Source organism: Streptomyces sp. NPDC043952, from assembly GCF_056435325.1.
Map to the genome: position 1 here is coordinate 208,771 of NZ_JBWKES010000004.1, position 25,082 is coordinate 233,852.

The 25,082-nt window shown below is 70.6% G+C and carries 29 protein-coding genes and 1 pseudogene; 13 read left to right on the forward strand and 17 right to left on the reverse strand.

From position 1 onward, the window contains the following. Positions 1-11 precede the first annotated feature (11 nt). Positions 12-890 carry a class I SAM-dependent methyltransferase gene (locus AC069R_RS06505; protein WP_478765055.1) on the forward strand — a complete coding sequence of 293 codons (879 nt, stop codon included), beginning with the start codon at positions 12-14 and terminating at the stop codon, positions 888-890. Between the two features lie 36 nt (positions 891-926). Here AC069R_RS06505 and AC069R_RS06510 read toward each other — a convergent pair whose 3' ends face one another. Then, positions 927-2,402, reverse strand: coding sequence for a HEAT repeat domain-containing protein (locus AC069R_RS06510; RefSeq protein WP_478765057.1), 1,476 nt, complete (start codon positions 2,400-2,402; stop codon positions 927-929). 162 nt (positions 2,403-2,564) lie between these two features. Then, entirely contained in the window at positions 2,565-3,431 is an 867-nt protein-coding gene (gene panB / locus AC069R_RS06515; RefSeq protein ID WP_478765059.1) for a 3-methyl-2-oxobutanoate hydroxymethyltransferase, read from the reverse strand. 228 nt (positions 3,432-3,659) lie between these two features. Between panB and AC069R_RS06520 the strand changes: the two genes are divergently transcribed. From AC069R_RS06520 to AC069R_RS06530, 3 genes are all read left to right on the forward strand, one after another. After that, positions 3,660-5,246: an MFS transporter gene (locus AC069R_RS06520; RefSeq protein WP_478765061.1), complete on the forward strand. Its 1,587-nt coding sequence runs from the start codon at positions 3,660-3,662 to the stop codon at positions 5,244-5,246. 126 nt (positions 5,247-5,372) lie between these two features. Further along, positions 5,373-6,008, forward strand: coding sequence for a TetR/AcrR family transcriptional regulator (locus tag AC069R_RS06525; RefSeq protein WP_478765063.1), 636 nt, complete (start codon positions 5,373-5,375; stop codon positions 6,006-6,008). Between the two features lie 268 nt (positions 6,009-6,276). Continuing rightward, positions 6,277-7,236, forward strand: a complete 960-nt coding sequence (locus AC069R_RS06530; RefSeq protein WP_478765292.1) for an endonuclease/exonuclease/phosphatase family protein — start codon at positions 6,277-6,279, stop codon at positions 7,234-7,236. A gap of 710 nt (positions 7,237-7,946) precedes the next feature. Here the strand turns inward: AC069R_RS06530 and AC069R_RS06535 are convergent. The 8 genes from AC069R_RS06535 to AC069R_RS06570 form a co-directional block, all read right to left on the reverse strand. Further along, the gene (locus tag AC069R_RS06535; protein ID WP_478765065.1) at positions 7,947-9,074 is read right to left on the reverse strand and encodes a methyltransferase domain-containing protein; all 1,128 of its coding nucleotides are present in this window, start codon (positions 9,072-9,074) and stop codon (positions 7,947-7,949) included. A gap of 14 nt (positions 9,075-9,088) precedes the next feature. Further along, on the reverse strand, positions 9,089-9,955 hold the full coding sequence (locus tag AC069R_RS06540) for a radical SAM/SPASM domain-containing protein (protein ID WP_478765067.1): 867 nt from the start codon (positions 9,953-9,955) through the stop codon (positions 9,089-9,091). A gap of 132 nt (positions 9,956-10,087) precedes the next feature. Next, positions 10,088-10,387, reverse strand: a complete 300-nt coding sequence (locus AC069R_RS06545) for a hypothetical protein (RefSeq protein WP_478765069.1) — start codon at positions 10,385-10,387, stop codon at positions 10,088-10,090. Beyond that, a complete protein-coding gene (locus AC069R_RS06550; protein ID WP_478765071.1) occupies positions 10,387-10,980 on the reverse strand; it encodes a hypothetical protein in 594 nt (197 codons plus the stop codon). Before AC069R_RS06550 ends, AC069R_RS06545 begins: the two co-directional genes overlap by 1 nt. A gap of 238 nt (positions 10,981-11,218) precedes the next feature. Next, positions 11,219-11,593, reverse strand: coding sequence for a DUF6415 family natural product biosynthesis protein (locus AC069R_RS06555; RefSeq protein WP_478765073.1), 375 nt, complete (start codon positions 11,591-11,593; stop codon positions 11,219-11,221). Next, positions 11,590-11,802 (reverse strand): hypothetical protein, encoded by a 213-nt coding sequence (locus tag AC069R_RS06560; RefSeq protein WP_478765075.1) that lies wholly within the window; start codon positions 11,800-11,802, stop codon positions 11,590-11,592. The genes AC069R_RS06555 and AC069R_RS06560 overlap by 4 nt, the downstream gene beginning before the upstream one ends. Before the next feature lie 148 nt (positions 11,803-11,950). Then, positions 11,951-13,135 (reverse strand): helix-turn-helix domain-containing protein, encoded by a 1,185-nt coding sequence (locus AC069R_RS06565; protein ID WP_478765077.1) that lies wholly within the window; start codon positions 13,133-13,135, stop codon positions 11,951-11,953. Between the two features lie 236 nt (positions 13,136-13,371). Next, positions 13,372-13,587 (reverse strand): helix-turn-helix domain-containing protein, encoded by a 216-nt coding sequence (locus AC069R_RS06570; protein ID WP_478765079.1) that lies wholly within the window; start codon positions 13,585-13,587, stop codon positions 13,372-13,374. A gap of 183 nt (positions 13,588-13,770) precedes the next feature. On the opposite strand from AC069R_RS06570, the gene AC069R_RS06575 reads away from it, so the two are divergent. Both AC069R_RS06575 and AC069R_RS06580 read left to right on the forward strand, forming a co-directional pair. Further along, positions 13,771-14,925, forward strand: coding sequence for an MFS transporter (locus AC069R_RS06575; protein WP_478765081.1), 1,155 nt, complete (start codon positions 13,771-13,773; stop codon positions 14,923-14,925). A gap of 62 nt (positions 14,926-14,987) precedes the next feature. Continuing rightward, positions 14,988-15,236 (forward strand): hypothetical protein, encoded by a 249-nt coding sequence (locus tag AC069R_RS06580; protein WP_478765083.1) that lies wholly within the window; start codon positions 14,988-14,990, stop codon positions 15,234-15,236. Positions 15,237-15,258: 22 nt separating this feature from the next. Here AC069R_RS06580 and AC069R_RS06585 read toward each other — a convergent pair whose 3' ends face one another. Next, entirely contained in the window at positions 15,259-15,696 is a 438-nt protein-coding gene (locus AC069R_RS06585; protein WP_478765085.1) for an ATP-binding protein, read from the reverse strand. Then, a complete protein-coding gene (locus tag AC069R_RS06590; protein WP_478765087.1) occupies positions 15,693-15,917 on the reverse strand; it encodes a hypothetical protein in 225 nt (74 codons plus the stop codon). Before AC069R_RS06590 ends, AC069R_RS06585 begins: the two co-directional genes overlap by 4 nt. Before the next feature lie 227 nt (positions 15,918-16,144). Here AC069R_RS06590 and AC069R_RS06595 point away from each other — a divergent pair, with 227 nt between their 5' ends. The 6 genes from AC069R_RS06595 to AC069R_RS06620 all read left to right on the forward strand — a co-directional run bounded on the left by AC069R_RS06595 (position 16,145) and on the right by AC069R_RS06620 (position 19,135). Next, on the forward strand, positions 16,145-16,627 hold the full coding sequence (locus tag AC069R_RS06595) for a DUF5753 domain-containing protein (RefSeq protein ID WP_478765089.1): 483 nt from the start codon (positions 16,145-16,147) through the stop codon (positions 16,625-16,627). Continuing rightward, a complete protein-coding gene (locus tag AC069R_RS06600) occupies positions 16,599-16,832 on the forward strand; it encodes a DUF397 domain-containing protein (RefSeq protein WP_478765091.1) in 234 nt (77 codons plus the stop codon). Before AC069R_RS06595 ends, AC069R_RS06600 begins: the two co-directional genes overlap by 29 nt. Beyond that, positions 16,832-17,326: a hypothetical protein gene (locus AC069R_RS06605; RefSeq protein ID WP_478765093.1), complete on the forward strand. Its 495-nt coding sequence runs from the start codon at positions 16,832-16,834 to the stop codon at positions 17,324-17,326. Before AC069R_RS06600 ends, AC069R_RS06605 begins: the two co-directional genes overlap by 1 nt. 42 nt (positions 17,327-17,368) lie before the next feature. Beyond that, positions 17,369-17,956, forward strand: a complete 588-nt coding sequence (locus AC069R_RS06610) for a VanZ family protein (protein WP_478765095.1) — start codon at positions 17,369-17,371, stop codon at positions 17,954-17,956. A gap of 14 nt (positions 17,957-17,970) precedes the next feature. After that, a complete protein-coding gene (locus AC069R_RS06615; protein WP_478765097.1) occupies positions 17,971-18,525 on the forward strand; it encodes a hypothetical protein in 555 nt (184 codons plus the stop codon). 199 nt (positions 18,526-18,724) lie between these two features. After that, positions 18,725-19,135: a hypothetical protein gene (locus AC069R_RS06620; RefSeq protein WP_478765099.1), complete on the forward strand. Its 411-nt coding sequence runs from the start codon at positions 18,725-18,727 to the stop codon at positions 19,133-19,135. 91 nt (positions 19,136-19,226) lie between these two features. Here the strand turns inward: AC069R_RS06620 and cutA are convergent, their stop codons facing one another. Next, on the reverse strand, positions 19,227-19,559 hold the full coding sequence (cutA, locus tag AC069R_RS06625) for a divalent-cation tolerance protein CutA (protein ID WP_478765101.1): 333 nt from the start codon (positions 19,557-19,559) through the stop codon (positions 19,227-19,229). 42 nt (positions 19,560-19,601) lie between these two features. Continuing rightward, positions 19,602-20,772: pseudogene (locus AC069R_RS06630) on the reverse strand (epoxide hydrolase family protein). 200 nt (positions 20,773-20,972) lie between these two features. On the opposite strand from AC069R_RS06630, the gene AC069R_RS06635 reads away from it, so the two are divergent. Next, positions 20,973-21,368, forward strand: a complete 396-nt coding sequence (locus AC069R_RS06635; RefSeq protein WP_478765103.1) for a hypothetical protein — start codon at positions 20,973-20,975, stop codon at positions 21,366-21,368. 103 nt (positions 21,369-21,471) lie between these two features. On the opposite strand, the gene AC069R_RS06640 is transcribed toward AC069R_RS06635, so the two are convergent. From AC069R_RS06640 to AC069R_RS06650, 3 genes are all read right to left on the reverse strand, one after another. Then, entirely contained in the window at positions 21,472-23,427 is a 1,956-nt protein-coding gene (locus AC069R_RS06640) for a S53 family peptidase (RefSeq protein ID WP_478765105.1), read from the reverse strand. Between the two features lie 235 nt (positions 23,428-23,662). Continuing rightward, positions 23,663-24,310: a DUF305 domain-containing protein gene (locus tag AC069R_RS06645; protein ID WP_478765107.1), complete on the reverse strand. Its 648-nt coding sequence runs from the start codon at positions 24,308-24,310 to the stop codon at positions 23,663-23,665. Next, positions 24,307-25,011 carry a DUF3105 domain-containing protein gene (locus AC069R_RS06650; protein ID WP_478765109.1) on the reverse strand — a complete coding sequence of 235 codons (705 nt, stop codon included), beginning with the start codon at positions 25,009-25,011 and terminating at the stop codon, positions 24,307-24,309. The genes AC069R_RS06645 and AC069R_RS06650 overlap by 4 nt, the downstream gene beginning before the upstream one ends. Positions 25,012-25,082: the final 71 nt, after the last annotated feature.

Here is a 25,082-nt window from a genome sequence, read left to right on the forward strand (position 1 = left end):
GAATCGGCCGCATGAGCGAGAACGAGCGGGCGGCGAGCCGTACGGCGGTGCTGGTCTGCCAGGGGCGGGCGGCCGCCGACGGCAGGGCGGCGGTGGGCCGGTTCGCCGATCCGGTGGCGGTACGGCTGCTGCGGGCCGGGGAGCGGGCGCCGGTGGACGAGGTGCGCGCGGGCGCCCCGCCGCGGGGCCGGCAGGCGCGCATGGCGTACGAGGGCGTGCGGGCGTGCGCGGAGGTGGTGGTGGCGCGGACGGTCGCGATCGACGAGGCGCTGCGCGCCCACCCGGCCGGCCAGCTGGTGATCCTGGGCGCCGGTCTCGACACCCGTGCGTGGCGGCTGCCGGAGCTGGCGCGGACGGATGTCTGGGAGGCCGACCATCCGGCCTCCCAGCGGGACAAGCGCGCCCGCCTCGCGGAGGCGGGCCCCGGCCTGCCGGCCACCGCCCGGTCCGTACGGTTCACCCCCGTCGACTTCGCCACCGGTGATCTCGGCGCCGCGCTGGACGCCGCCGGACACGACCCCTCGGCGCCGACGACCTGGCTGTGGGAGGGCGTCGTCCCCTATCTGACCCGCGACCAGGTGCGCGCCACCCTGACCGCCCTCACCGCCCGGACGGCCCCCGGCAGCACCCTCGTCGTCAACTACCAGACCCCGTCCCTGAAGGCCGCCGCGGGCCGCCTGCTGGCCCGGCTGCTCGGCGACTCCGTCACCGCGGGCGAGCCCTGGCTCTCCCTGTGGCAGCCGGCGCGGATGGCCGTCCTGCTCGGCGCGTACGGCCTGCGCGTGACCTCCGACGACGACCTCCTCACCGTCTCCCGCTCCCTGGGCACCCCGTCCCGGAGCCGAACGTCCCTGGCCTCGGGTCGTGTTGCCGTGGCGGAGCGCCGCTGAGGCGGGCGGTTCCGGCAGCGGCCCGCGGCGCTCTCCTCAGCTTCCGCCGGGCCGGTTGCGGAACCGGTAGTGCCAGTGCGCGGACACCCGGTGGTCCTCCTCGAAGCCGGGCCCGAGCGGACCCACCCGCTCGTACGCCGCGTCGGTGCGCGGGTCGTCCCGGACGGCGAGGGCGTAGGCCGCCTCAAGGCGCAGGCTCTGGTCCTCCTCGTCCAGCAGGGCGACGAGCGCCTCCATGACCGCGGCCGTCCGGTCGCGGGAGCCGGCCAGGGAGGCGGCGGCCTGCACCCGGACGGCGTGATCGGGGTCCCGGAACAGGGCGAGCAGGCTCTCCCGGACCGCCGCCGCCGGCTCGCGGGAGCGGCCGAGGACCTCGGCGACGACACGCCGGACTTCGGGGTCGGGGTCCCGCGCCAGACCGAGCAGGACGGTCCCGGCGGGCCCGGTCGGCGGCAGGCAGTACGGCACCACGCGGCGCACCCGCGGATCGGGATGACCGGCATGGCGCAGCCCGATGGCCTCCCGGCCGGGATGGTCGTCGTCCGCGTAGACGTCCAGGACGGCGGCGAGCACCTCGCCGTCCGGCTCGTCCAGCGCCCATTGGGCCAGGAACTCGGCGTCACCCGCGGTGTCCGGGAGGCTGAAGTGGTCCGCCAGAAAGCGCCGGGACCACAGGACGCTCGCGAGCAGCCGGCGGTGGACAGGATCGGGGTGCCGGCGCAGGGCCGCCACCTCCGACCAGTCCCGCGGGTCCTCGCGGCGGGCGAGAGCGTGGGACGCGGCGGACCAGTTGGCGTGGAGCGCGTCCGGGTACGGCACGGCCCGCGCCACCAGCTCGGCCACCGGCGGCAGCACGCCGAACGCCAGCTCCAGATCGCTGAGTACACCGCTGTGGCCCGCCCGGACAGTGAGCCCGCCGAGCGTCAGCTCCTCGATGTCCGTGTACTCCTCCTCGACCATCCGCCGGGTGACCGGGCCCAAGTCCCCTGTGCGGCGGCGCAGTTCCCCGACCGCACCCGTCTCGTGCCAGTGCCGGGCGAGATCGAGCAGCCGCTGCCGCTCGCTCCCGGCGATCCGCAGCCGCGGGTCCGTGCCGAGCGTGGCGCCGACCAGTGCCGGGGAACCGAGGTCGACGGCCCGCAGGAGCGGTGTCGTCCCGTCCGGCAGGACGACGTCCGGGTCGGCGCCGCCGTCCGTCAGCGCCTCGGCGCTCGCGTGGTCGAACCCGCGCACGGCGGTGCACAGCAGCGGGAGCCCGTCGGGCCCCGGCGTATTCGGATCGGCGCCGTCGGCCAGGCAGTCCGCCACCGCGCGGGCGTCCCCGGCCAGCACCGCCGCTACCAGCCGGCCGTTCACGTCGGCCGCCGTCAGACTGCCGTTCACGTCGGCCGCCGTCAGACTGCCGTTCACGTCGGCCGCCGTCAGACTGCCGTTCACGTCGGCCGCCGTCAGACTGCCGTTCCCGCCGTCCGGTTCGCGCGGCTCGTCCGGCGCATGGCGCGGCGCGGTCATCTTCCCCCCAGGTGATCCACCGGACATCACAGCGGACATCCCCCCGGACATCCACCGGGCCTCACGATATCCGGCACGGGGGCAGCCCCGCCGACGGGGGACGACCGACGGGGCTGCCGGGTGGTGCCGCGGTGGTCCGGGGCCGGGCCGCTCAGGGCACGGTCAGTGGACGGAGTGCTCCTCCGCGGGGAAGGAACCGCCGACCACGTCCTGGGCGAAGGACTTCGCCGCGGTGCCCATCACCTCGCGCAGATCGGCGTACTTCTTGACGAACTTGGGCACGCGCCCGGAGGTCAGGCCCAGCATGTCCGTCCACACCAGGACCTGCGCGTCGGTGTCGGGACCGGCGCCGATGCCGACCGTGGGGATCTGGAGCGAGCGCGTCACCTCGGCGGCGAGCTCGGCCGGGACCAGTTCGAGCACGACCGCGAACGCGCCCGCGTCCTGGACCGCCTTGGCGTCCTGGAGCAGCCGCGCGGCCGCCTCCTCGCCGCGCCCCTGGACGCGGTAGCCCATCGCGTTGACGGACTGCGGGGTCAGCCCGATGTGGGCCATGACCGGGATGCCGGCCTCGACCAGCAGCCGGATCTGTTCGTGCGAGCGCTGGCCGCCCTCCAGCTTGACCGCGCCGACTCCGGCCTCCTTCACCAGCCGGGTGGCCGAGCGCAGCGCCTGCACCGCGCCCTCCTGGTACGTGCCGAAGGGCAGGTCGGCGACGATCAGGGCGCGGCTGGTGCCCCGGACGACCGCCGACGAGAGCACCGTCATCTCGTCCAGGGTGACGGGCACCGTCGTGTCGTAGCCGAGGTGGCAGTTGCCCGCCGAGTCGCCGACCAGCAGGACCGGGATGCCGGCCTCGTCGAAGACGGACGCGGTCATCGCGTCGTAGGCGGTGAGCATGGGCCACTTCTCGCCGCGCTCCTTGGCGAGGGCGATGTCGCGGACCGTGATGCGGCGTGTGCCCTTCCCTCCGTACAGCGTCTTGCTGCCGTCGGAGGGCTTGTTCTGGGCAGCCGAAAGCTGCGTCATGGCAACGGCTCCTTCACGTCATCTCGAGGCGCCCTGACGGCGTCCCCGGATCGCTCCCATGGTGGCACCTCGTGCCATCCAGGGCCAGAGGGGGTCCCGTGTTCCTCCCCGGCACCGAACCCGTCCCTCCGTTTCCGGGCAATGTCAATCCCCCGAACGGGTAAGTTATCGGCAAAGAGATTCCGATACGAGACGGTTCCGTATCGGAATGCCTCTACGCTCGAACACATGACAACTTCCGTCCCTGCCTCTCGCATACCCGAGGCGGTGCACCGCCGCCGTTGGGCGATCCTCGGCGTGTTGATGTTGAGCCTGCTCATCGTGGTGCTCGACAACTCGATCCTGAACGTCGCCATCAAGACCATCTCCACCCCGGCCCCCGTCGGCCTGGGCGCCACGCAGAGCCAGATCGAGTGGGCGATCAACGCGTACACCCTCGTCTTCGCGGGCCTGCTGTTCACCTCCGGTCTGATCGGTGACCGGCTCGGCCGCAAGAAGGTGCTGCTGGGCGGCATCGCCGTCTTCGGCATCGGCTCCGCCCTCGCCGCCGAGTCCGGCTCGCCGGGCCAGCTGATCGCCTACCGCGCGCTGATGGCCCTCGGTGCCGCGTTCGTCATGCCGGCCACGCTCGCCGTCCTGATGAACGTCTTCGAGCGCGAGGAGCAGCCGAAGGCCATCGGCATCTGGGCCGGCGGCGTCGGCCTCGCCATCGCCATCGGCCCGATCACCGGCGGCGCCCTCCTCGATCACTTCTGGTGGGGCTCGGTCTTCTTCGTCAACGTGCCGATCGTGATCATCGCGCTGGTGCTGATGATCTGGCTCGTGCCCGACTCCCGCGACCCGAACCCCGGCCGCCTCGACCCGGTCGGCGTCGTCCTGTCCGTCGTCGGCCTCGTCCTGCTGGTCTACGGCATCATCAAGGGCGGCCAGCTGGCCGACTTCACCGACCCGACCGTGCTCGCGACGATCGGCGCGGGCATCGTCGTACTCGCCGCGTTCGTGGTGTTCGAGAAGCGCAGCGACCACCCGTCGCTGGACGTGACCTACTTCAAGAACAAGGTGTTCTCCAGCGCCATGGCCGCCATCGCGCTGGTCTTCTTCGCGCTGATGGGCGTCACCTTCTTCTCGGTCTTCTACACCCAGAGCGTGCGGGGCTACTCGCCGCTCCAGTCCGGCCTGCTGATGCTGCCGCTGGCCGCCGCGCAGATGATCTTCGCACCGCGCGCCCGCCTGGTGGTCCAGCGGTTCGGCAACAAGGCCACGACGACCGCCGGCCTGGTGGTGATCGCCGGTACCCTGGCGACCTTCGCCACCTTCGACGCCGACACGCCGATCTGGCTGCTGGAGGTCGTCTTCTTCCTGATGGGCACCGGCATGGCGCACATCATGACGCCGACCTCCGTCGTCATCATGCAGGCGCTGCCGCGCGAGAAGGCCGGCTCCGCCTCCGCGCTGAGCAACACCTTCCGCCAGGTCGGCGGCGCCCTCGGCATCGCCGTCCTCGGCTCGGTGCTTGCCACCGCCTACCGCAACGGCATCGAGGACAAGCTCACCGTGCTGCCCGCCGCCCTGCGCGGCAAGGCCGGCGACTCCATCGAGGCCACCCTCGGCATCGCCGACAAGCTCGGCCCGCGGGGCAGGCTCCTGGTCGGCCCGGCCGACGACGCCTTCCTGCACGCCATGCACGTCACCGCCTTCTGGGGCGCGGGCGTGGCGCTGATCGGCGCCGTGATCACGGCCCTGTACCTGCCGGGCAAGGCGCGGCCGGACGAGCAGGAGAACGAAGGACAGGAACTGGTCGCCGCGATGGACTGACGTCATGAACCCGCGGGGGCCGGCCGATGAGCCGGCCCGGCATCCATGACCGGCTGACAGCGGCTCCACGGGGGAGGGAGGCGGCTGCGGGAGAATTCCCGCAGCACAGTGAGAGGACGGATTGACGTGAGCCTTGCCGACAACCGGTCCTGCCCGGCCGGACCCGCTCGGGGCCGGCCCCGCAGCGAGGCCGTGGAACAGGCCATCCTGGAGGGCGTGATGCAGCTCCTGGAGGACGGCGTACCCCTCGCCGAGCTCTCCATCGAGCGCATCGCCCGCACCGCCGGGGTCGGCAAGGCCACCATCTACCGCCGGTGGAGCGGCAAGGAGGAACTGTTCGTCGACGTGCTGCGCACCGCTGAACCCCCCGACCCCGAACTCCCCGGCACCTCCATGCGCGACGATCTGATCGTCATCCTGGAGTCCCTGCGCCAGCGCGGTCTGGTCAGCCGCTCCTCGGCGATCCTGCACAACGTGTACGTGCAGATGAAGTCCAGCCCCCGCATCTGGGCCGCCTACCACGCGGGCGTCGTCGCCCCCCGGCGCGTCCTCATGCTCGACGTGCTGCGGCGCGGCCAGCGCGACGGGGAACTGCGCGCCGACATCGACCTCGACCTGGCCAACGACATGTTCGTCGGCGCCATGCTGGTGCGCACCGTCATGCGCCCCGACGGGGACCTGCCCGAGGACCTGGCGGCACGCATCGTGGACAGCACCCTGGAGGGCCTACGGCCCGTCAGCTCCACAGTCTCGTCGCACTGATGTGCATGTTCTGTCACAGACCGCGCGTGACGCACCGCTGACCGGAACTCCCCGCGCCACCCGTTCGTCATCGTCTTCCGTACGGCCGTCATGGGACGGCGAGAACGGAGCCGATCATCCCCTAGGGTCGGAGTATCGGGGGCGAACGGTGTGCACGGCGGGCAGTGAGGCAGGCGGCATGGCGCAGCAGGCATACATGACGGAGACGGCGGACGGCGGCTCGGGGCCCGAGCGACCGGGATCCCGGCTCCGACGCCTGCTGCACCGGATGCTCGCCCCCTGGCGCAACGATCCAGGCATCTGGCGCCGGGGCGCCGTCCTCGCCGCGCTCGCGCTGCTGCTCGCCCTCGTGATGCTGCTGCACGCGCACGTGCCCAACACCGTGGGCAACCTCGGCAGCCTCACCGAGACGTTCCTGCCCTGGCTGGGCGTGTTCGTCCCGCTCCTGCTGCTGCTCGGCCTGTGGCGCAAGTCGGCGATCACCCTCATCGCCGTACTCCTCCCGGCGATCGTCTGGCTCAACCTCTTCGGCGGGCTGCTCACCGACAAGGCGAGCGGCGGCGGCGACCTGATGGTGGCCACGCACAACGTCAACGCCGACAACCCCGACCCGGTCGGCACCGCCCGCGCCGTGGCCGGCTCCGGCGCCGACGTCCTCGCGCTGGAGGAGATCCCCGCGTCCAAGGTGCCGGTCTACGAGCGGGCGCTCGCCTCGACGTACAAGTACCACGCGATCGAGGGCACGGTCGGGCTGTGGAGCAAGTACCCGATGACTGGCGTACGGGCCGTGGACATCAAGCTCGGCTGGAAGCGGGCGATGCGGGCGACCGTGACCACGCCCGAGGGGCCGGTCGCGGTGTACGTCGCCCACATGCCCTCGGTACGGGTGAAGCTGAAGGCCGGCTTCACCGCGCGGCAGCGGGACACCAGCGCCACCGCGCTCGGCGAGGCCGTGGCCGACGAGACGCTGAGCCGGGTCATCCTCCTCGGCGACCTCAACGGCACGATGAACGACCGCTCGCTCAACGGCGTCACCTCCCAGCTGCGCTCCACCCAGGGCGCGGCGGGCAGCGGCTTCGGCTTCAGCTGGCCGGCGGCGTTCCCGATGGCGCGGATCGACCAGATCATGGTCAAGGGCGTCGAGCCGGAGAGCAGCTGGACGCTGCCCCGCACAAGCAGCGACCACCTCCCGGTGGCGGCCCGTGTGAGCCTGGACACGCCCTCGTAACCTGCCGGAATAGCGGGCCTGAGAGAGTTTGTTCCGTACCTGAACTTTGCTGCGTCCCCGGTACGACGCTCTCCCCTACGCTCCCGAAAGGCACAGGCCCCTCCATGCCCCTGGCCCTGCTCGCGCTGGCCGTCGGCGCCTTCGGTATCGGCACCACCGAGGTAGTAATTCGCGCGTGGGTTGAGTGAGCGTAGCGCGCTCCGACCGGGTGCGCGCTACGCTCTGGCGGCTTATCAGCCACCTGGGGAGCCCCCTGCACGGGCTAGCCGGTCATGCACGCTCTGCCGCTGGGCAGGCCAGCCGCGGCGACTGTCACGCACAGGAGCGTGTCCGGTGATTGTGTCGCCGGTGCACTGGAGCCGGGATCGGCTGGCGTGGCCGGCAGAGTGGGGACGGGCACCGACGGAAGCGCGCCGGTGGGCGTCGGGAACGGGAGCCGCTGGGTCGTGGGCGCATCGCCGAGCGGCGAGGAGCTTCCGGCTGGAGACAACTTCCCTGGCGGGCTGGAGTCGTCGGCGACGGGGACCAACGTGCCGGTCGTCGTCGGTCTCGGTGCCTCCGCTGAGCTGGCTGGCGACGGCGTGGGGTTGGCACCTGGCGTTCCTGAGCACCGAGCCCCCGCCGCAGGAATGCGGCGGGGGCTCCTCGGCGTGCCTGTGGCTCCGCTCGCCCGCCTCGGGGGTAGCAGACGAGCGGGGCCGGTCGGGGGGTTACAGGGTGATGGACCAGGCGCCTCGGGACAGAGTGGTCTCTCCGTCTGGCGCGATGACGACCTGGGCACCGTATACGGGGAGTCGGCCCTCCCGGTTGAGTCGATGGCGGATTCGTTCCAGGGCGTCCCACAGACGGCGCGGGCCACCCTGGTGCACCGTCGGTGGGTGGAGGAAACCCTTCGCCGTGGCACGAGCCCAGGAGCCGTCCGGGTGCAGCATCCACACCGTCCGCTCGTCATCGTCCTGCCGGACACGGTGGTCGATACCGGGTAGCTCCAGCTCCAGCATGGACATGATGTCCCAGGAATCCGGCACGTACAGCAGCGGATACCGGCTCACGGTCACGTCGTCGCCTTCGCTCTGTTGCGCCGTCTCCCACACGTCCAGGGCCGGGGGATCGTAGTCGTCGCCGTGCCGGGTCCGCATGAACCCGGCCCCGTCTTCGGTGATGCGGCCTACGGCGCCACCGTCCTCGGTCTTGTCCGCGGTGAGGATCAGCCCAGTCCCGGCGATGGTGGTGACGAGCCGCCCGCCTGGCCGCAGTGCGGCCAGCCACGAGGCCGGGACCGGCCGGACGGACACCGTGGACACGATCCGGTCGTACTGGCCCGGTAGGGCGCCGGTGATGTCGCAGACCCTCAGCTGCGGATGGAGATCGAGCGCGTCGAGACGCTCGCCCGCCGTGTAGACCAGGTTGGGGTCGATGTCGACGCTCGTCACGCGCTCGCATCCGAGGCGGCGACACGCGAGCGCAGTCCCGTACCCGGAGCCGGTCGTCACGAGGACTTCGGAGTCGTCGGCGATGACCGCGTGCCGGTACATCTGGACGACGAGACCCGGCAGAGTGCTGGACGACGTGGGCAGCCCGGAGGTGACCGTGGGCGGCGGGTTGTCATCGGCGTGCAGAGGCCCGACCCGCGTCACAAGGGTCTGGTCACTGTACGCGGCGCGCATCCACCGCTCTGGATCACCCGGACCGTCCTGCAACTCCCAGTGACCGTCCACGTTGTCCCACCAGCGAGGCACCAGCACGTGCCGGGGCGTGGTGCTCAGCGGTTCATGCCAGCGGGACTCGGCACGGACGACCTGGTCCGCGAGGTTCCGTGCGTGCGCTTGCCAGTCCATTGGCATCTCGCGTCCTAGCTCTCGTACTTCGGGTTGCAGGCCGGTGTGCGGCTCGGGTCGCAGTCGTTGGAGTCGTTCGGCGTACAGGCGGCGTCCGCGCGCGGAGGGATGAGCTGCTTCACCTGCCCCCACCGGTCGCTGCCGAATACGGACTTCAGGCTGCCATCCTTCACCGACCCCGCGTGCAGGAATCGGCCAAGCACGCAGGGGGTGACCGTGCCATCCGGCATGATCGCCGCCCGGCCCTGGGCACAGTTCCCGCACAGGGCAGACGTGGAGGGCAGCAGCGGGGCGGCGTTGCCGACACCCCGGACCCGGTCGATGTTGATGTCCGTGACGCCGATGGATACGAGGTCGGCGCGGGCTTCGTCTACCCGCTGGCCATCGAGAACGTCCACGATGCCGACTTGGACGTGGATGCCGCGCCGCACGGCTTCGACGATGTTGGCGCGGGTGGCGGCGTGGCTTCCCTTGCGGCCGGTTACGGCATCGTGGCCGTCAGCGGTGTCGGCGTAGTAGGAGGTGGCCAGGAAGACGCCCGGCCGTTCGAACAGCACCCAGTGCTCCGGCCGGACCCGGAACAGGTTGCTGTAGACCTGCACGCCGAGTCGGCATGCGAGGGCGAACTCCACCAGCTTGGCAAAGTCCGGGTGCAGCGTGGGCTCACCTCCGATGAACTGGACCTTGTCCACTCCGATCTGAGCTGCCTCGCCGATGACCCTCTTCCAGTCGGCGGTGGTCATCGTTCCGTGCCCCTTGTTCGGGCCGGCCTCGGCGTAGCAGTGCGACGAGCAGGTGAGCTGGCATCGGCCGGTGATCTCAAGCTCCAGGAAGGAGACGCCTGGAGCTGCGTTGGTGGGCAATTCGAGTACGGCGGTCACGTGCTTGTCCCTTCACCGTGCGGGTCCGGGGAGTCGGTCCGCGTGCCGTCTTGCAGTCCGGCCCCTGACGCTCGACCTGTCCAGGGTTAGGGGACAGGGGCCGCAGTCTTTGGGAGTGAGGGCGCCCGGCGCCTACAGCAGCCGTGCGACGCCTTCGGGGAGGAACAGGTCGCGGGCCCTGTGCTCGGACCATCTGTCCGCGTGCTCGGGCAGCTTGGCGTACTTGGGGCAGAGGGGGCAGTCGTCGCCGTGGGGCTCGGGTACTTCGTCCGGGTGCTCCGTGGCGATGTGCCGCGCGACGTTGATCTGCTCGGTGAAGCAGCCGGCGTCCGCCGCGACCTTCCTGGCCAGGAGGACCAGCAGCTGCCGGCAACCGTCACAGGTGAACATGAACGGCATCGGCACCGGTAACTCGTTGTCCTCGCCGGCCATCAGCGGTGGTCTTCCTCGTCCGCCGTCGCACCGCCGGTGGGCGCCGTGGATGACGCCACGATCCGTAAGACGCCCTTCGGCGTGCGCCAGGCATGGCACGTCGGGCGGTGCTCGTAGCCGTGGTACACCGCCGAGTAGCCGAACCAATACAGTGGCGTGACGGTGACGTTGGAGAAGTCGTCCTCTACCTGGCAGCAGGACAGACTCACGAGCTGGCTACCGGTCGCGGTCTCGACTGCCGAGGCATGAGCCTCAGCGAGCGGCACGGCAACGGGGCACCGACCCATGAGCTGACAGTCGCCGCAGTCTGCGGCATGCCTCTCCCACGCGAGGAACGTCCTCACCTTCACGGCCCGTGCCTCAATGCAGGAAGCGCAGGCGCGGGGGCCCCGCTCGACCAGCATTCCGTCCAGGGGCCGTAGCGCGGCCTCGGCGGTGGTCGGGCACCACATGCACTTCTTCCCGGCATGCTCTTGTGGGCTCATCGCACTGTTCGACGGCTTCTCGTGAAGCACGATGAGCTGGTTGATCAAGCGCTTCTCCTCGGCCGGATCAAGGTCCGGCTCCGGCGGCTGTGGCTGTGCGGGTTCCATCGTTCTCCTTGGTGGCGCGCACCCCGCCCAGGGTCTTCTGGGACTCCGGGCGGGGTGGCGGCCCGCCGCGCTCGTGGTGGAAGGCGAGCCGCTGCCTTCCGGCGGCGGGGCTGGTGGGTGCGGCCCTGACCCGAGACGGCCGCCATGGGAGCGCTTCAGTGCGAGGCCCTTGTGAGCACCAGGGCGAGGGCGGGGGCGGTCACCGCGGTCACGTAGACGAGCAGGCCGACGATCACCCTCACGGCGCGGCGTTGCCCTCGTAGTGGTCGAGGAGGGCCCGCAGGACGCGCGCCAGGCGGCGGGCGTACTCCACCTCGCCGTCGGGGCGGGGCGCCGGCCGTGCCGCGAGCTTGCCGCGGGCCTCGCCGGCGCACGCGCTCGCGCAGTAGCGGCGGCTGCTCTCCTTCGGCAGCTGGGCGAGCTTCTTCTCCACCTCGGGGATGAGCATTTCCAGGTGGTCGCGCAGTTGGCCGATGAGGGTGTCGAGGGCCTCGGGCGCCGGGAGCGGTGCGTCGGTCTCGTCCTCGGGGCCGAGCGCCTGGGCGGCGGTTTCGCGCATGGTGGCGATGTCCACGGGCTCGGTGCCGGTGGTCTGCTTCACGGGGGCGCTCACCGGATCACCGTCTGCTCGGCTCGGTGACGCGGGCACTGGCACGCCGGGTAGGAGTCGGCCAGGGGCAGCGGCGGCAGCTTGCCGTCGACGGCCACGGTGACCGTGCCGCGGTCCTGGGTGATCGTGCCGTAGCGGTCCACGGTGTAGACCCGCATCGTCATCCGGCCACCCCGTGCGTTCACGGAGGTCTGGGCGGTAGCGTTTGTCATGTCGACGCTCCCTCTCGGGTTCGAGCGTTGGCCATGCCCCCGGACCGTGGACGCGGTCGCGGGGGTTTGTCTAAGAGCAGGATGCCGACACGAAAAGGCCCTAACTATCAGACATCACTGATAGCTAGGGCCAACGGTTTACGGGGTGTCACATCCCAAGCCAGGAGCCATAGTTGCTGAAGGAGTCAGGCATTCGACGCCTCGCCGCATCCAGCCCGGCGTACGTCTCGCGGACCGTCGGGTGATAGCGGGTCTGCTGCGGAGCCAGCTTGCGCGCCTTGAGCAGGCTCTTGAAGGCCGCATCGGTCTGGCCCGTCCACATTTGGGCCCGTGCGACCTCCGCGTGATGGTGGGCGAGCCGGGACGGCGGCCAACCGTCCGCAATCACCATGTCCTCTGCCTGGCGCACGGCCTCCGGGTACAGGTCCAACTCCGCAAGCACGCTTACTCGATGTGCGCCTACGTTCGTGGGCCCGAAGGACAGCCAGTGAACCTTCTCCGCTGGCCCGGTGCGCTTCGCGATGCGGGACGCCTCGGCGAGGTGTCCCTCGGCAGTGTCCGTGTCCTTGTCCCGGCCGGCGAGCACGGCGGCGCCCAGGTGTAGCTGCCCGGTGACGACATCCAAGACGCGCCTAGGCTCGGCCTGTTCCAGGGTGGCCATGCCGAGGCGGACCAGCCGTTTGCCCGTCTTGTAGTCGCTGGCCCGCAGGTAAGCCAGGGCGCGCAGGTACTGACGCATACCGCCCAGCACGGGGTCGGAAGCGCGCTGCGCCGCCCAGTCCATGCGGTCTAGGGCGACCGTGCATAGGTCGGGGAAGCCCAGCTTGGTCGTGACGTCGTACGCGGTCCGGTAGGTGCTGGCCAGCAACTGCCAGCTGCGCGTGCTGCCGCTGATGTGTGCCGCCGTCGTTGCCTCATGGATCAGCCCTGGCAGTTCCGTCGCGACCTGCTTGATGTTCGTGGCGCGGACTTGCGCGCACAGCTGATCGGCGTGCTCCTCCAGAGCTTCCAGCGTGCGCGGATGGACGTCCGGATCGGGCCCGAGGTCGTAGATGTTCAGTGCCTCACGGATCGGATTGATGAGGCCATCGAGCTGGTCCTGCCGCAGTTCGTCAACGTAGGGTTGCCCGTTGAGGTCGGACACTGGCACGGACAGGGCGCGCGCCAGCGCGCCGACCACCGAGGGGCTGGGCGGCATGACGCCCTGCTCGACCTTGGTGATCGTGCTGTAGGAGACGTGGGAAAGCTCAGCCAGTTCGCGCTGGGTCAGGCGACGGGCTTTACGCGCGTGCGCGATGCGTGTGCCCGTGTGTTCTTCAGAGTGCGGGGGCATACTGGACTCCGTTCTGAACTCGACACTCAGAACGGTACCCCTTGCGGCAACGGGCGTACCTGGTACGGGCCTTACGGTCATCGACCGTGAGGCCCGTCCGTGTTTGCCGGGACGGGCAGTGCGCAATCCGAGCCCGTCGGGAGAAACTCGCCTACGGCGTCAGGACCCTCTGGCTCACGAATTCGAACACGTGATTCAATCCGAACGTGCGATCGATGTACCGAGCTGGGGCTCGACTACGAGGCGCTGGTCTGCATCAGCGCCGCCATGTCCTTGTCGAGGGCGGCGGCGATGCGGAGCAGGTCGCTGTAGCGGGGGTCGGTGTCGCCGCGCTCGATGCGCTGGAGGGTGCGCCGGGAGATACCGGTGGCCTCGGAGAAGGATTCCTGGGTGAAGTGGGCCGCGGACCGTAACTCGCCGATGTGTTCACCCAGCTCACGACGTCGGTTCATGATCCATTCCAGTTCGTCGCGAGGCACTCGACAAAGCTGTACTGATCATGTTCAGATGTCAGCGCCAGCCGTGACGCTTTTTCTGACGGTGCGTTAGGAAAGGTCCGGCTCCATTTTCCCTCCCAGGTGGGTGAGTTACCCCTTCTACCTCGCACCCAAGCGCGAATTACCACCGAATTCGTGATGATGGGACTGCCCCCCGACGTCGCGTCCGACCTGCACATCTCCATACCCTCGGCCGGGCACCTGGTCTCCGCGTACGCGCTCGGCGTCGTCATCGGCGCCCCGCTGCTGGCCGCCGTCACCGCCCGCATGTCCCGTCGTACCGTCCTGATCGCCCTCATGGTCCTGTTCGTCGCGGGCAACGCGCTCTCGGCGTTCGCCCCCGGCAACGGCTCCCTGCTCGCCGCGCGCTTCCTCAGCGGGCTGCCGCACGGGGCGTTCTTCGGGGTGGGCGCGGTGGTGGCGACCGGCATGGTCGCGCCGGAGCGCAAGGCACGCTCGGTCTCCCTGATGTTCCTCGGCCTGACCGTCGCCAACATCGCGGGCGTCCCGGCGGCGACGCTGATGGGCCAGCACCTGGGCTGGCGGGCCACCTTCCTCGGCGTGAGCGCGATCGGCCTCGCCGCCATCGCCGCCCTGGCCCTGCTGATCCCGCACGACCACACCCACGCCTCCGCGACCGGCCTGCGCGGCGAACTGGCCGCGCTGCGCTCCCTGCCGGTGTGGCTGGCGCTCGGCACGACGGTGGCGGGTTTCGGCGCCCTGTTCGCGGCGTACAGCTACGTGACGCCGATGCTGACGGACGCGGCGGGCTACGCCGAGACGAACGTGACCCTCCTGCTCGCCCTGTTCGGCGTCGGCGCGACCGCCGGCAACCTGCTGGGCGGCCGGCTCGCCGACCACTCCCTGCGGGGCACCCTGTTCGGCGGCCTGATCTCCCTCGCGGTGGTGCTGGCCCTGTTCCCGCTGCTGATGCGGGCGCAGTGGAGCGCGGCGGTGGCGGTCACCCTGCTGGGCATGGCCGCGTTCATCACCGGCTCCCCGCTCCAGCTGATGGTGATGGAGAAGGCCGCGGCCGCCCCCTCCCTCGCCTCCTCCGCCAACCAGGCCGCGTTCAACCTGGCCAACGCGGGCGGCGCGTGGGTGGGCGGCATCGCCCTGGCCGCGGGCTTCGGTACGACCTCCCCGGCGCTCGCGGGCGCGGCGCTCGCGGTGCTGGGGCTGGCCGTGGCGGGCGCGGCGTACGCGGTGGACCGCCGCCGCGCACTGCCCTCGACGGGCCGGGTCGTCACTTCATCACATGTTCTGGAGGACTCGGAGGCACTGCACCCCTGATCCTCCGCGACCGGCGTTCCCCGTGCGAGGATGCGGCTACGCCGCCGACCGCGAGGTGCGTCATGCCGGAGAACCCCGCCCCGTCCTGGAAACCGACCGACCGCGACCTCGCCCGCCTGATCCGGCGGGCCGAGCGCGAACTGGCCGCCGACCCGGCCGCCCCGGAAATCGCCGAGCGCGTGCGCCGACGGCACGACCCGGACCACGAACACCGGTCCCACTCCGACAGGTCCGCGATCCTCGGCGCCCTGGCCGGCCTCCTCCTGCTCCTCATCTCCCTCATCGGCACGGCCATCGCGCACTACCGGTAGCGCTCTGACCGTCGCCCCGGCCCTACGGCACCCCGCCGAGCCCGGCCACCACGCCGTCCCGGCCTTCCTCACCGTCACGCCCGCCGGGGTCGGCCGGCTCCCGCTCGCGGACCACCTCGCACCAGACCGTCTTGCCGCCGGGTCCGCGCTCCACTCCCCACCTGTGCGCCAGCGCGGACACCAGGACGATCCCCCGCCCGCCCTGCGCCGTCTCCGCGGCCGAGAGGACGGCGGGCGTTCCGCGAGGGTCCGGGTCGGTCACCTCGATGCGGGTACGGCCGGGACCGCCCGCCCGAACGACGCTCACGCACACCGGAGTTCCCTCCCCGACGTGCTCGATGACGTTCGTCAGCAGCTCCGTCGCGCACAGGCGGACGTCGTAGTCGTACCCCCGGAGCCGGTGACGCAGTTCCGGCACGGCTTTCGGCGTCGCCGGGATGCGCAGTTCGACGGCCCTCATCCCTCACCCGCCGCCTTCTTCAGCACACCGGCGAGCGCCCGCGCCGTGGCCATGTTGCAGTTCCCGAGCGCGACGAGCCCGGCGGACTCCCCGTACCGGGCCGCGAAGCTCGGCAGATGAACGCTGAGGGAGGGCAACTTGACGCCGTGCAGGGCGAGGGCGGCGCGGAGTTCTTCTACGCAGAGGGTGACGTCGTAGGGCGTGGGGGAGGGGTCCGACATGGGTGGTCTGCCTTCTGCGCGTGGTCCGGCGCAAGGAAATCGACGCCTCCAGGGCAGCTACTACGGCAAGTCCTACCTCAGCGACATCGAGCGCGGTGGGCGGAGGATTCCCGTCGCGCTGGCTCGGCACGCGGACAAGAAGCTGGGGACGGACGGGTTCTTCGAACGGAACTGCAAGGACGTGCAGGATCCCCGGACCGCTTCAACTGGAGCCGTACATCCGAGCCGTGGTTCTCTCTGCGTACCCGCGGGAGTCCGAGGAGGTGCTGGCTGCCAAGGTGGCCGACCGGCGGGCCCGTGCCTGGCTGTTCGAGGACAAGGCATCGCCGGAGAGCTGGGTGATCCTGCATGAGTCAGTGCTCTGGCAGCCCTTCCTGCCGTCCGATGACATGGCTGAACAGCTGGCCCACATCGTGCAGGTGAAGCGCAAGCGCCGCACTTCCTTGCACGTTGTTCCCCAGAGTTCAGGCCCCCACCCCTTCATGATGGGCATGTCCAGGTTCCTGACCTTCAGCGATGCCCCTCCGGTCATGTACACGGAGGGGATGTACCACGGTCAGTTGATCGATGAGCCAGGACTCGTGAAGCAATATTCACGGGCATACTGTCGTCTGAGGGCCGCCGCGCTGGACCCTGAGACTTCCCTGAGATTGATCGAGCAAGCAGCTGAGGACTACCGAAATGGCAAGCGTCCCCTCCGATTTGAGTAGCGCCGCCTTGCGCGAGCCCGCCTCCGGAGCCGCCCTCTGGCGCAAGTCGAGCTATTCCGCAGCGAGCTGTGGCGACTGCGTCGAGGTTGCCGACAACGTGCCCGGCCTCGTCCCCGTCCGCGACTCCAAGGTGCCCGGCGGCCCCGCCCTCCTCCTCCCCGCCACCGCCTGGGCCCCCTTCGTCGCGTCGCTGAAGTCGGAGTAGTGGGGGACTACGAAGGGGCCTTCCGCGCCTGGCTGTTGAATCTGCACCGCGCGCTGGGCTACCCCGATCCCGAGGACCCGCCCTCCTGGATACGGGAGGTGTTCGAGGGGAACGGGGAGGTCCCGGCGGAGCGCTTCGCGGTGCCGGCGTTCGACCGCAGGCTGGAGGACATCACCGAGGCGTTCACCGAGGTGGCCGCGGCGGCGCGCGCCCACACCGGCATCGACGTACCCGCGGACTTCTACACCGAGGAGCCGTCCGACGACTTTCCCATCGGCGTGACGTCCTTCGAGGGCTCGGCGATCTGGTCCGCCGAGCCCCCGGAGGTCTACGTGGAGGTCGCCGAGGCCCTCCAGAGCCACCTGGCCGACCGGCACCGCGAGGTCTGGCCCCTCTGTCCGGTCCACCGCATCGGTACCCACCCCAAGCTGTCGTCCGGGCGCCCCGTGTGGTGGTGCACTCCCGGCGACCACGCGGCCGTCCCCATCCCCTGACCGGACATCGCGCACCCCTCGCCCAAGGAACCGTCTGCCGCCGTGTGGAAAGTCGTCCTCTACCTCAACTCCGTCACCGTGTCGGTGTTCGCAGTCTTCTGCGCGGTCATCCCCTGGGCGGCAGCCGCACTTGAGGCGCGGACACGCGACGCCGTTCCGAGGCTGTCCCGCGTTCTGCTCGCGCTGTGCCTCGTGATCGTCTTCGCCGCCACGCTGCTGCCCACCCAGCCCCTGGACAGCGGTGGCCCGCGCTCCATCTCGTGGGTGCCGGGCGAGGGCCTGTGGGACGACGGCTTGTCCTCCATGGGCGCGATGGAACACGAGATGGTCCTGCGCCTCCAGTTGGCCAACGCGCTGATGTTCGTCCCGCTCGGCATCCTGCTGCTGTTCTCCACCCGGCGCCCCCACCTCGCCCGGACCACCGCCGTCTGCCTGGCCCTGAGCGTCTCGATCGAGGCGGCGCAGTACGCGATGAACGCCGGCCGCACGGTCGACGTGGACGACGTCCTCTTCAACACCCTGGGCGCCCTACTCGGCGCCACCCTGGCCTACCTCCCCCGCCGAACCCTGACCGCCCACCCTGCCGACCCGACGGTCCTTCCCCTGGCCGATCAAGCGTGCGGGCACTGAAAGGACCCGCCGCCGTGCCAGAGTGGAGCTTCACCCTTCTGGTCAACCAGCCCCTCACCGCCGAGCAGGCCGATGCCTTCGATCACTGCGACGCGTTCGCGGACGGGTCCGTCTCCTACACGCTGGGTCCCGAGAACCCCGGAGACTGCGTGCGTGTCCCGGATTCGAGCGCGCTCAAGGAACTGGCGTGCGACATCGACGCCCCGACCCTCCTGGACGCCGTCGCCCAAGTCGCCCGCGACCTCCGTCTCATTCCGGGACTGCGGGCGGTCGGTGTCCGGTACGACGACATCGTGACCCTGGAGGAAGCCGCCCAGCGCTGCGGGCGGGAACTGTCCGAGCAGCGAGAGGAATTCACCGGGTTCCCGGACCCGGAACCTGGTGCCGGTGGCACGGAGTTCTACTCCTGGCGCAAGATCACCGAATGGCTGACCGGCCTTGGCGACGACGTACCCGAGACGCCCGCCGACCTCCGCGTTGCCGATCTGGCCCTGCGCCTGGCCGACGCCCTCGAAGACGCCGACGTACCTCCGGGCACGCTGCGCGCCCTGGGGCTGCCCGTCGCCTGAGCCTCACCCCGTACTCGCCCCCGTACTCGTCCCTCCCGGCGACCCCCGGAGGATTCGGCATGGTTTCGTAAAGCCGTCGCGCGGGACCCAACCCGACCCGCCTCCCCACCCCTCTCAAGGACCAGCGAGGCGCAATCGGGCGCTTTCGGATTGAAGCGGGTCTCGCCGGACGCCGGGGGGCCCAGGGGGAGGGAAGCGTATGAACGGGACGAAGAGGGCGCGGGGCGTTCGCGCGGCCGTGATCGGCGCACTGGGGCTCGCCTCGGTGACGCTGGCCGCCGTACCGGCGTTCGCCAAGGGCGACGTGGAGATCACGGCACCGCGCACGGCGCACGTCGGCAAGGCGTTCACGATCAAGGCGGACGGCGACGACGACAGCGCCGGCTTCCTGCACCAGCTGTGCCTTCAGGAGCGCAGCGGCAAGCAGGCGTGGCACCAGGAGACGTGCAGCGCCGCGGTCGAGGAGGGCGCCCGCGTCACCGCCCACGGCTCCGCCGCCCACCGCGGCGACCTGCAATTCCGCGCGGTCCTCTACGGCCTGAAGAACAAGTACGACCACCACCCCACCCGCCTGCACACCTCCACCGTGGCCACGGTCCACATCCGCTGACCCCACCCGCGCGGCCGCGGCGCTCACGTCGGCGTGGCACCGCCACCGCGCGCATCCAGGGGGCCGGGTGACGTACCCCCGACGTAGCGCGTCACCCGGCCGCCCCCGCCGAGGACTCCTCGGCCACCCACCTCAGATACGCCTCCGACCCCCCGGTCACCGGCAGCGTGATCCACTCCGGCACCTCGTAGCCGTGCCGTTCGGCCACCCAGGCCTCCAGCTCCGGCAACCGGTCCGCGGTCGTCTTGTACGAGATCCGCCACTCCCGCGCCGTCTCCACCGCGCCCTGCCACCGGTACACCGCCGTGAACGGCGCGTCGATATGAGCGCAGGCCGCCAGCCGGTTCTGCACCGCGCCGCGCGCGAGGGCCCTCGCCCGCTCCTCGTCGTCCACGGTCGTCTGCGCGATCACGATCCCGGTCATGCAACTGCCCTTCCGTGTCGGGGGATATGACCCTATCCACCCTCAGGACAAGGGTTCCTCGCGCACGGCGCGCAGGTCCCGGAAGAATGCCCGGATGTCGCCGGCAAGCAGCTCCGGCCGCTCCATCGCCGCGAAGTGGCCGCCCCTGTGGAACTCCGTCCAGCGGACGATGTTGTTCGTGCGCTCGGCGACATGGCGCAGCGCGATGAAGTTCTCCCGTGGGAAGGAGGCGAACGCGGTCGGGGTCGGGGAGGGCTCCGGCGGGCGGCCCCAGTAGGCGGCGTGGGCGCGCTCGTAGTAGAGGCGGGCGGAGGAGGCGGAGGTGTTGGTCAGCCAGTACAGCATCACGTTCGTCAGCAGGTGATCACGGTCGACGGCGTCCTCCGGGCGGTCGGTGGAGTCCGTCCACTCCTTGAACTTCTCCGCGATCCAGGCGAGTTGGCCGATGGGCGAGTCGGAGAGCGCGTAGGCGAGGGTGTGCGGACGGGTCGACTGGATGTCGGCGTAGCCCTGCTGGTCGCGGCTCCAGGCCCGCATCCGCTCCCAGGACGCTCGGGTGCGTTCCTGTTCCGCCGGGGTGAGCGCGGCGAGTTCCTCCGGCGTCGGCTCGGCCGTGGCGCCCGCGCCGGGGATCAGGTTCAGATGGACGCCGATGACGTGGTCCGGGCGGATACGGCCCAGCTCGCGGGAGATCGCCGCGCCCCAGTCGCCGCCCTGGGCGCCGTAACGGTCGTATCCCAGGCGGCGCATCAGCTCGGCGAGCGCGGCCGCGACCCGGCGGTACTCCCAGCCCTTCTCACGGGTGGGGCCGGAGAGGCCGAAGCCGGGGATGCTCGGCAGGACCAGGTGGAAGGCGTCCGCCGGGTCGGCGCCGTGTGCGCGGGGGTCGGTGAGCGGGCCGGCGATCCGCTCGAACTCGGCGAAGGAACCGGGCCAGCCGTGCGTGATGATCAGCGGTGTGGCGTCCGGTTCCGGGGAACGGATGTGCGCGAAGTGCAGGTTGGCGCCGTCGACCGTGGTCGTGAACTGCGGCCACCGGTTCAGCCGGGCCTCCGCCGCCCGCCAGTCGTACATGTGCCGCCAGTAATGCGCGAGTTCACGCAGATAGTCGCCCGGTACGCCGTACTCCCAGCCGGCGCCTCAGGTCCTCCAGGTCGGTGTCCGGGATCGCGATGCGGAACGGTCGGATGCTGTCCTGCGATGCGGTGGTCATGGAGGTGCAGCCTAGGCGCACGGGTCAGGCGAGCCCGGCAGATCCGCGAGGGGCCACCGGTTCCCGTGCGCCCGGACGCTCAGTGACCACTGTCACGCCCCCTCAACCCGCCTACCAATTAGTGGACTTGGGAAGATACACGGAACGCTGAGCCTGCTGAACTCGGGGGCGACTCGGCCTCGTCCGCACCGGGAGGCAGCATGCGAGACAGAACCGCCGAAGCCGTCGGACGGCATGGTGCGCCCTGGGGCTGGTTCCTGGCCTGGGCCGTGGTCGGCGCGTGTGCCGCGCTGGGGCCGGCCGCCCTGCTGTCCGTCGGCGTGATCCTGCTCGCGGTGGCGGCGGTGACCGCCGTCCTCCTGCTCCGCAAGGGCCACCGGAGCACCGCCATCGGCACCCTCGCGGGCGCGGCTCTGCCGCTCCTCTACCTCGCGTACACCAACCGGGGTGGGCCGGGGACCGTATGCCAGGCGACGGCGCCGGAAACCACCTGCACGGACGAGTTCACCCCCCTGCCCTTCCTCCTCGCGGGCGTCCTCCTGCTCGCCGTTTCCTTCCTTCTCTTCTTCCTGCTCGACCGCCGTCGCGGGCACTGACCGGCCGGTCCTTCCGGCGGTACAGGCAACGCGAAGGGGACGTGCGGCCAGTGCGGCCACACGTCCCCTTCTTGCGAAGCTCAGTTCAGCTCGGCGGAGCCGTTCAGCGCTTCTTGCTGTTGCTCTTGGCGTATGACGCGACGTAGCCGTCCGCCGGGGAGCCGACGCCCGTCACGTCGTCGTAGCCCTTGGTCGCGGACAGGGAGCTGTCCTTGCCCAGGGTGCGGACGGAGTAGAGCAGGCCGCCGGTGGCGTCGATGCCGTTGGCGTAGTCCACGCGGACGACACCCAGGCCGTGGCCCGTGGGGTTGTCCGTGACGTCGTGGTAGACGCCCTTCTTGCCGAACTTCGCGTAGATCGACGGGTTGGCGAAACCGATCGACTTGCCGCCGCGCGCCTGCTCGGCGAGGGCCTGGACCGCCGCGATGGTCGGCGCGGCCAGCGAGGTGCCGCCGATGCGGTACTCGCTGTACTGCTGCGACCCGTCGGGGAAGGTCTGCGTCTGGCCCACCAGGAACCCGGTGTTCGGGTCGGCGATGGCCGCGATGTCCGGGACGACGCGGTTGCCGGAGGCGTTGTTCGCCTTGGCGAGCGCGTCCGGGACGACGCCCTTCTGGTAGTACGGCTCGGCGACCGTGCTGCTGGTGCCGCCGCCCGCGCCCGAGGTGAAAGCGCCGGGGAAGTTGACCCAGCTCTTGCCGTCGGCCGACAGGCTCGACTTCTCGGTGCCCCAGCCGGTCTCCCACAGGTACTTGTCGCCCTTGCCGACCGCGAGGGAGGTGCCGCCGACGGCGGTCACCCAGGCGGAGTTGGCCGGGGTGTCGACCTGCTTGGTGCCGGTGTTGGCGACCTGGTCGCCGTCGTCACCGGAGGAGAAGTAGAAGCCGATGCCCTGCACCGCGCCCAGCTGGAAGACCTGGTCGTAGGCGGCCGCGAGGTCCGGCGTCTGGTTGGCCTCGACGTCGCCCCACGAGTTGGAGACGATGTCGGCCAGGTGGTTGTCGACCACCTTGCTCAGCGAGTCGAGCAGGTCGTCGTCGTAGCAGGAGGCCGCACCCACGTAGGTGACGTCGGCGTCCGGCGCGACCGCGTGCACGGCCTCGACGTCCAGGGTCTCCTCGCCGTACCAGCCCGACGCCTTGCACTCGTCGGTCCGGGTGAAGTTGGCCGGCAGCGACTGGTGCAGCTGACCGGTCTTCCACGCCTTGTCGCCGTTCTTCGCCGCGTACGTGCCGGCGTCGTAGGCGATGGTCGGCGAGGCGTAGGCGTCGGTGATGGCGACGCGGACACCCTTGCCGGTGTACTTGCCGGCGCCGTAGACCGAGCGCAGCTGCTTGCCGGTGTAACCCTTGACGGCGTACGGCAGCTTGGTGCCGTACGCGTCCGGCAGCGTGCTCGCGGTCTTCGAGCCGTAGTACGACGAGAACGGACCGGCGTTCTTGAACACCGCGTCCGGGGGCGGCAGCGTGTCGTCGTGGTCCGCCTTGTGCGGGGCGCTGTCCAGACCGGTGACGGTCAGCACGGTGCTCTTGAGGGCCGCCGGGACGGAGGCCGCCTGCACGGGGGCGCGGTAAGTCTTCGAGCCCTTGGCGTAGTTGTGCAGCTGGGTGCCGAACGCCTTCTCGGCGGAGGCCACGTCACCGGAGACGGCGACGTAGTGCTGCGTGACCTCGGTGACCTTCAGACCGGCCGACGTCAGCCAGGACTTGACGGCGGCGACCTGGGCCTTGGTGGCGCCGTAGCGGGCCTGGGCCTGCTTGGCCGACAGGTACTTGCCGTAGGACGGCGAGCTGGGGTCCGACACGGCCTTGGCGTAGGCCGCGAGGCCCGCCGCGTTCCGGCCGGCCAGGTAGACGCGGGCCTTGACCTGGGCACCATTGCTGGTGGCGCCCTTGTCCGCCTTGGCCGTGGCCCACAGCGGCTTGGTGCCCTTGAGGGCGTTACGGGCGGGGCTGTCCGCGGCGTGGGCCGCGGGTATGCCCAGCGCCAGCGCACCGGCGATCATGGGCAGCGCGGCTGCCATGCTCACGGCGCGCGTCTTGGCGCTCTTGGATCTCATAGAACCCCCTGCGATGCGTTGCGCATGCACGTAGTAGGTAGGTACACGCGGCTCCGCGCCGGCCGGCGGCGGTGGTGAACAGCCGGCGAATGGATCACACGATGGGGGCAACTCTGACCGATGAACCGTTCATGCCAGGTAAACGGGACGGAAAGAGAGAATCAAGTAACCGTCACCTAGGGGGATTTGGGCTGTTTTTCCTTACGGCTGTGTTACGAAGGGAGTTGTTCCCTGGTCACGAAAGCGGTTTGGCTCCGCGCTCCTTGAGCATCCCGGCCATCACCTGGAGCTCCGACTGCTGCGCGTCCACCATGCCCTGGGCCAGCCGTTTCTCCACGCCCACCGTGCACTTGGCCACGCAGCCCTCCGCCATGTGGATGCCGCCCTTGTGATGGTTCGTCATCAGCTGGAGGTAGAAGATCTCGGCCTGCTTCCCGTTCAGGGTCGCGAGCTTCCTCATCTGCGTGTTGGTGGCCATACCGGGCATCAGCGAGCCGTCCTTGGCGGTGACCATGCCGCCCATGCCCATCCAGGTCATCGGCGGGTCCGCGGACACCTTCGGCAGCCCCCACAGATCCAGCCAGCCCAGCAGCATCCCGCGCTGGTTGGCCTGCGTCTGCGCGATGTCGTAGGCGAGCCGCCGTACGTCCTCGTTCTTCGTGTGGTCGCGGATGATGTACGACATCTCGACGGCCTGCTGGTGGTGCACGGCCATGTCCCGCGCGAAGCCCGCGTCCGCCGAGTCCGCGCTCGGGACCCGCAGCACCGCCTTGCCGTCACCCGAGCCGGAGCCCGAATCGGCGACCGCGTACGTGACGGCACCGGCGGCGACGAGCACCGCCGCCGCGGCCCCCGCCGCCCAGCCGATGGCGCGCCGGCTCACTTCATCACCCCACCGGTGCACGAGGCGCCCGGCTCGGGCGTCTGCGGTCCCTGCACGAAGTCCGCGAAGAACTTGTCCACTTCGGGGTCCTTGGCGCTCTTGACCGCCACCTGGTGGCCCCACGCCGACAGCATCAGCGGCGCCGCCTGGTTCTCGTAGGGGCTCATCAGCGAGTACGGCGTCTTCTTCACCTTCGCCGCGAGCGCCGCCACATCGGCCTTGGGCGCCTTGGCGGTGTACGTCACCCACACCGCGCCGTGCTCCAGCGAGTGCACCGCGTTCTCGTCGTGCAGCTGCTGCGTGTAGACGTCACCGTTGCAGTCGGCCCACACCGGGTTGTGGTTGCCGCCGACCGGTGGGTGCATCGGGTACGACACCGGGGTCGTCACGTGCGTCCGCGACAGCGTGCCCTGCCAGGTGCGCACGCCGTCCTTCCCGGTGGTGAAGTGCCCGGAGTCCCCGGAGCTCTTGCTGTTCACATCGCCGCTGTTCTTGCCGTCGCCGCCGCTCGCCGCCGTGTCCTTCTTGCCGGACCCGTCGTCCATGAGCACGACACCGCCCACCACGAGCCCGGCGACGACCACCACGGACGCGACGACGACGAGCGCCCGGTTCCGGCGCGCCCGCGAACGCTCCGCGCGCCGCATCTCCTCGATGCGCGCCTTGCGCGCCGCGCTGTTGCTGTTGTTGGCGGAACCCATGAGGCGATGTCCTTCTGGGGAGAGGGGGCGGACAGGGGTGGAGCCCGCTGATCGTAATGGGGGAGCGGGGG